The sequence below is a fragment of the Chamaesiphon sp. VAR_69_metabat_338 genome (assembly GCF_031423935.1).
GTDB lineage: Bacteria > Cyanobacteriota > Cyanobacteriia > Cyanobacteriales > Chamaesiphonaceae > Chamaesiphon.
On the sequence record NZ_JANPGM010000257.1, the window covers coordinates 1 to 5,821 of the forward strand.

The following is a 5,821-nucleotide window of genomic DNA, read 5'->3' on the forward strand; positions in this document are numbered from 1 at the left end:
AAATTGGTTAACTAATTAACCTAAAACTTTCTTCGCAGTAGCGACAACGTTATCGACAGTGAAGCCGTATTTCTCCATCACTACGCCGCCAGGAGCCGAAGCACCAAAACGATCGACTGTGACTAAACCGCCGTCCATACCGACGAAACGGTGCCAGCCCATGCTGCAAGCAGCTTCGACGGCGACGCGTTTGGTAACGGCTTTGGGGAAGACGGACTCTTGGTAAGCGGCGTCTTGAGCGTCGAATAATTCCCACGAAGGCATGGAGACGACGCGGACTTTTTTGCCTTCAGCGGTGAGCTTTTCGGCAGCAGAGACACACAGGCTGACTTCGGAGCCAGTACCGATCAGGATGATGTCAGGAGTACCTTGGGAATCGACAATCGTGTAGGCACCTTTAGCTACACCCGCGATCGAAGTTCCGGCTAGGTTGGGCAGATTTTGACGGGAGAGAGCGAGGAGAGTAGGAGCTTGTTGGCTGGCTTTCTCGATCGCAACTTTGTACGCACCAGAGGTTTCGTTACCATCGGCGGGACGAATGACTGTCAGGTTGGGGATAGCACGCAAGGAGGCGATCGTTTCAATCGGTTGGTGCGTGGGGCCATCTTCACCTTGACCGATCGAATCGTGAGTCATTACCCACAATGCACCGACTTGGGACAATGCGGAGAGGCGAATCGCCGCGCGCATGTAGTCGGTGAAGATCAAGAAGGTTGCACCGTAAGGAATCAAGCCGGAGTTGTGGAGAGCCATCCCGTTACAGATCGCACCCATCGCATGTTCGCGCACGCCGAAGTGGACGTTACGATTTTGGTATTCGCCTTTTTGGAAGTCGCCAGAACCTTTGATTTCGGTGAGGTTGGAGTGAGTTAAGTCAGCCGAACCGCCCATTAAACCGTGTAAAACGGGAGCGAGTTTGTTGAGACAAATTTCCGAGTGTTTCCGCGAAGCAACAGGTTTATCTTCGGGGGTATAAGTGGGCAAGACGCTATCCCAACCAGCGGGGAGTTTGCGCGAGAGCAAACCTTCAAATTCGGCAGCTTCTTGGGGATATTTGGATTTGTAGGTAGCCATAGTTGCTTCCCATTCGCCTTCATATTTGGCACCGCGATCGATCGCTTTGCGCATGTGAGCGACAGCATCGGTGGGTAATTCAAAGGGAGCATATTCCCAGCCGAGGTTTTCGCGGGTAAGTTTGATTTCGGCTTCGCCTAGCGCGGCACCGTGGATACCAGCAGTGTTGGATTTGTTGGGGGAGCCGTAACCGATGATCGTGGTGACTTTGATCATCGTGGGTTTGTCGGTGACTTTTTTAGCTTCTTCCAATGCTGCCGAAATCGCCGCGAGGTCGGTGTTACCATCTTTGACGTGGATGGTGTGCCAGCCGTAAGCTTCAAAGCGTTTCGAGACATCTTCAGTGAAGGCTACATCGGTCGAACCATCGATCGAGATGTGGTTGTCATCATACAAGACAATCAGTTTGCCCAAACCCCAGTGACCGGCGATCGAAGCGGCTTCGCCAGAGATGCCTTCCATATTACAGCCGTCGCCGACGATGACGTAGGTGTAATGATCGACAATCTTGGCATCGGGTTTGTTATATTTAGCAGCTAAGTGAGCTTCAGCTAGAGCCAAACCGACGCCATTAGCAATCCCTTGTCCGAGGGGGCCAGTAGTGACTTCAATCCCTGCTGTCTCAAAGTTTTCGGGGTGCCCAGGAGTACTCGAACCCCACTGCCGGAAGTTTTTGATATCTTCAATACTGACGCTATCGTAGCCAGTCAGATGCAAAAGAGCGTATTGCAGCATCGAACCGTGTCCGGCGGAGAGCACGAAGCGATCGCGGTTGAACCACTGGGGGTTCTTGGGGTTGTACCGCATGAAATTTTGCCACAGGACATAAGCCATTGGAGCCGCACCCATCGGTAAGCCAGGGTGTCCGGATTTGGCTTTCTCGATCGCATCGACTGCGAGAAACCGAATGGAATTAATTGCGAGTTGGTCTACGGATTGAGCGGTTACAGGCATAATATATATCGATTTAACTACATAACTAGTGAAATTTAAGTGCTGACAGCACAATTAGACAAGTGCAGGCTGAGTATCTAGTTCGCAAGTTTCGAGTCTACACAGCACGACTCATCCAGAGCCAAACATCGCTCCTTAGGAATAATGTTTTAACGCCACAACCGAAATTTGCCAACAGATCTGCATCGATCTTAACAATTTCTAATCATCATCCCATTTGGTGGATGGATGAGCAAGCGATCGACCTTAAAATTTGTCACTAGATTTGAGCCTGACAAGAGAAAATCGTAGCTTGAGATTGACTCAGGCTACGGAGGGAAATGGATCGAGATGCTCGAAGATCGAGTCGATCCCAGATAACTAATGACTCAGTTAGACCACAACACCCGCTTGGAGATTGGCAAGATCGTAAGTGTTACAGCCAATTTGCAAGACTTCAAACCCAGTGGTGTTCATGGTATTACCGCCGAGTGTGAATGTCACGATCTTGCCGCCGCTGGGATTGGTAGTAATGCCGAAATTATAGCCTCCCGCGACTGAATCGAAGGTCAAGGTGTCCCGATCGTTCCCCCCATCAAAATTACCCGTGCCAAAACCAGACAGCAGATCCTGCCCATTACCCAAATTCACATGACCATTGCCATCAAAGTCCAAGGCACCTGGGGTATTGACTCGATCGCGACTGGCAAAGAGAGTATCATTACCATCTCCCATATTAATCGTGCCATTGTTAAAGACACCGCCTTTGCCAAAGATCGTATCCGCCCCAGCCCCAGTATCGATCGTGCCATTGTAGTTGAAGATACCGCGATTGGTACCCTCTCCGGTGAGAGTGTCATTGCCAGCCCCGGTGTCGATCGTGCCAGCCAAATTCACGATCCCACCAGTTGCGCCAAAACCTGCTGTACCAGAAATGTTATCGCGGCCTTCCCCAGTCGAGATGATGCCGTAGTTCCAGATGCCGCTCAAACCGCCAGCGGTAGTCGAGGCAGTGATGTTGTCATTGCCGGTGCCGGTATCGATCTTGCCAGAGTTGAGAATGCCATGGCCGATCCGACCCGTGTTGATGCTAGAAATAGTATCATCGCCAGCCCCTGTGTCGATGACGATGCTAGCGTCATATTGACCGGAAAACGAGGAAACGTTCAGACTTTCACGGTTGGCAAGACCATCGCCAGAAACAATGTAGTTACCGCCATAGTCGATCATGCCCTTATCAGAAATAATCGTGTCATTGCCAGTTCCCGTCTCGATCGTGCCACTATTGAAGATGCCTAGACTGAACAGCCCTGTGGATGTGGCCGAAATGGTGTCATCGCCAGCCCCTGTGGTAATTTTACGGGCATAGTTGGCGATCCCAATCCGATCGTCACCAGCAATCGTGCCCAAGATCCGGTCATTGCCGTTCCCTGTGTCGATCGTGGCATAAAAGTTGAAGATCCCAAATCCACCTACCCCGACATTGGTATTAGATTCATCAACGTTTGTGCCCAAGATCTCATCATTGCCTTCCCCTGTGTCGATTTCGGCAAAAAAGTTGTTTATGCCTCGGGCGTAATCGCCGACAGCAGTGCCAGTGATAACGTCCTTGCCAGCCCCGGTATCGATCTTGGTATACCCAACAGTGTTGAAACTGTTATTAATATTGTTGATGCCGAGACTGTACTTACCCGTACCGGTACCGGAGATCGTGTCATTGCCATTGCCGGTATCGATCTTGCCAAAATAATCATTGTAAAGACCCTGGCTGTAGTTACCTGTCGCAATGCCGGTAATGCTGTCATTACCATTTCCGGTATCGATCTTGGCAGAGAAGCTATTGTAGACACCCTTGCTATAGTCATTTGTCGCAGTACCCGCGATTCGATCGTTACCATTCCCAGTCTCGATCGTCGCACCACCATTGTTGATGCCTTTGTCAGTGCCACTACCGGAGATAGCGTCATCACCATCTAAAGTTTGCACGAGCGCGCCCACATCTACTTGAATAGTTTCGGCAACTGCGACGACATCACTACGTGAAGTCCAAGGGTTTAAAACGCCCAAACTATCGATCCAGCCACTATTTGTCAATCGAGTTGCCATCAGAAAACCTCTCGTTAGATCCGACCTGACATGTTTCGACCTGAATACGTATTCAGATCTGACTATGTATTCATCATTACTGTTTTGAGGAGGAGTTGGGACGCTAGGACTGGCAATTTGACAACACAAAAAACTGTAAAACGGGTGGCAATCGCCCGTACAGGCATCATCTCGCACCCCTAATTTTGTTACATAACATCACTATCGCTTCCCTTTGCCCACGGCATCTGGTATTACTAGGCGAGAGGTAGTCGATCGCACAAAGTAGGAACATGCCAAAATACGATAATATCTTCAACGCTGAAGAGTATACCGAAGAGCCGTTAAATGAAGCTGAAGGCTTGGCATCGATCGTGCTGATTGCTGCCCTGGCAGATAATTTGCAAGAATTAGTTGCGCCAGATTTATTCTTGGATATTTTGGCGGATTTCGATTTATATGCGGAATATTCCGATGAGGATTTGTTGTCGATGGTCGATCGATTAACGGCCATTGCTACCGACCAAGGTTTAGGAGCTTTATTTAATGCCGCAGATGAAGCGATTCCTGATGACTTAGTACCGGATGCTTATGCGGCGGCGATTTTGACTAAAATGGATCCGGATACGGGCGAGATTCCGGCAAATGCCCAAGTATTTCTTAAAGAGTTGCAAGCAGTGATGGATATCGATGATGATGAAGCCGCAGAAGTCGCCGCTGAAGTGAAGAAGGGGTTTGAGTCGGTTGAGACGTGAGCTACGAATTAGTTAAGAAAATAGACCCTAATCTGTCTTTGTGGGAGAGCTGAGCGATTGGGGAGGATTTTTCAACGCAAAGAACGCAAAGGTTTTTTTGTGTTTGAGTTAGGTTGTTGGTGGATCCCGCTAAGAACGCAGAGGGATCTGATTGTTCTGAGCCGAACTAGATTGAAAATAGACCGAGTGGATCGAATCGCTTAATTCGGTCTATTCTGGGTTGCTCTAATTAAGATGACTGGTAGAGCCGTTTAATTGTCGATCGAGTGATGGAGGCATGGCTGAATCGAATCCGAGGAGGAGAATCTGGAGGGGTTCGATCCCTTCTGATTGGGGGACAATTGCCATTCGACTGGCAAAACTCAGTTGATTGACTTCGCGATAAGCTAGGGGAATCGATCGAATCGTGTCTGGAGCGATGTCCATCAGGACGGGTGCTTCTTTAACGGGTAAACCGCACAGTTCGCCAGCATGAGTGTGAAATAAGATCAGAAATTTGGAGGTATCATGTTGGGGATCGATCGCGGTAAACTTCTGGCGTAAGTCCACGATTGTCAGGGTTTTATCGCCGAGATTCATCATGCCGATGCCATCTCGAAGCTGAACGCGTTCGGACGGATAGACGATCGCTTTTTCTACGGCGGCGGCTGGCATTGCAAATAAATATTGAGCCATCGCTGTCTGTTCCATGTCGGCGAGGGAAAAGACGATTGTCCGAATGGCATCTGTCTCGTCGTTGAGGCTGGGTAGGCGTTGGGGGAGGGGGGAGAGCATAGGGTTAGGCTTTAGGCTTTAGGTTTTAGGCTTTAGGTTTTAGGTCTTAGGTATGAGGTCTTAGGCTTTAGGTCTTAGGTATGAGGTATTAAATATTAGGTTTTAGAAAATGAATAGGATGCAAGCTTTCCAAAACCTAAAGCCTAAAACCTAGCATCTAAACCCTAGTAGACGCTTGCGTCCCAGAACCTAAAGCCTAA

Annotated in this window: 4 protein-coding genes; 1 reads left to right on the forward strand and 3 read right to left on the reverse strand. The window is 49.3% G+C overall.

Features of this window, described 5'->3' with window-relative positions:
• Positions 1-15: 15 nt before the first annotated feature.
• Entirely contained in the window at positions 16-2,028 is a 2,013-nt protein-coding gene (gene tkt, locus RMO84_RS07645) for a transketolase (RefSeq protein WP_310487870.1), read from the reverse strand.
• 372 nt (positions 2,029-2,400) lie between these two features.
• Positions 2,401-4,113 carry a hypothetical protein gene (locus RMO84_RS07650; RefSeq protein ID WP_310487871.1) on the reverse strand — a complete coding sequence of 571 codons (1,713 nt, stop codon included), beginning with the start codon at positions 4,111-4,113 and terminating at the stop codon, positions 2,401-2,403.
• A 272-nt stretch (positions 4,114-4,385) separates the two neighbouring features.
• Between RMO84_RS07650 and RMO84_RS07655 the strand changes: the two genes are divergently transcribed.
• Positions 4,386-4,847 (forward strand): hypothetical protein, encoded by a 462-nt coding sequence (locus RMO84_RS07655; RefSeq protein ID WP_310487872.1) that lies wholly within the window; start codon positions 4,386-4,388, stop codon positions 4,845-4,847.
• A 225-nt stretch (positions 4,848-5,072) separates the two neighbouring features.
• Here RMO84_RS07655 and RMO84_RS07660 read toward each other — a convergent pair whose 3' ends face one another.
• Positions 5,073-5,621 (reverse strand): chemotaxis protein CheW, encoded by a 549-nt coding sequence (locus RMO84_RS07660; RefSeq protein WP_310487873.1) that lies wholly within the window; start codon positions 5,619-5,621, stop codon positions 5,073-5,075.
• Positions 5,622-5,821 lie beyond the last annotated feature (200 nt).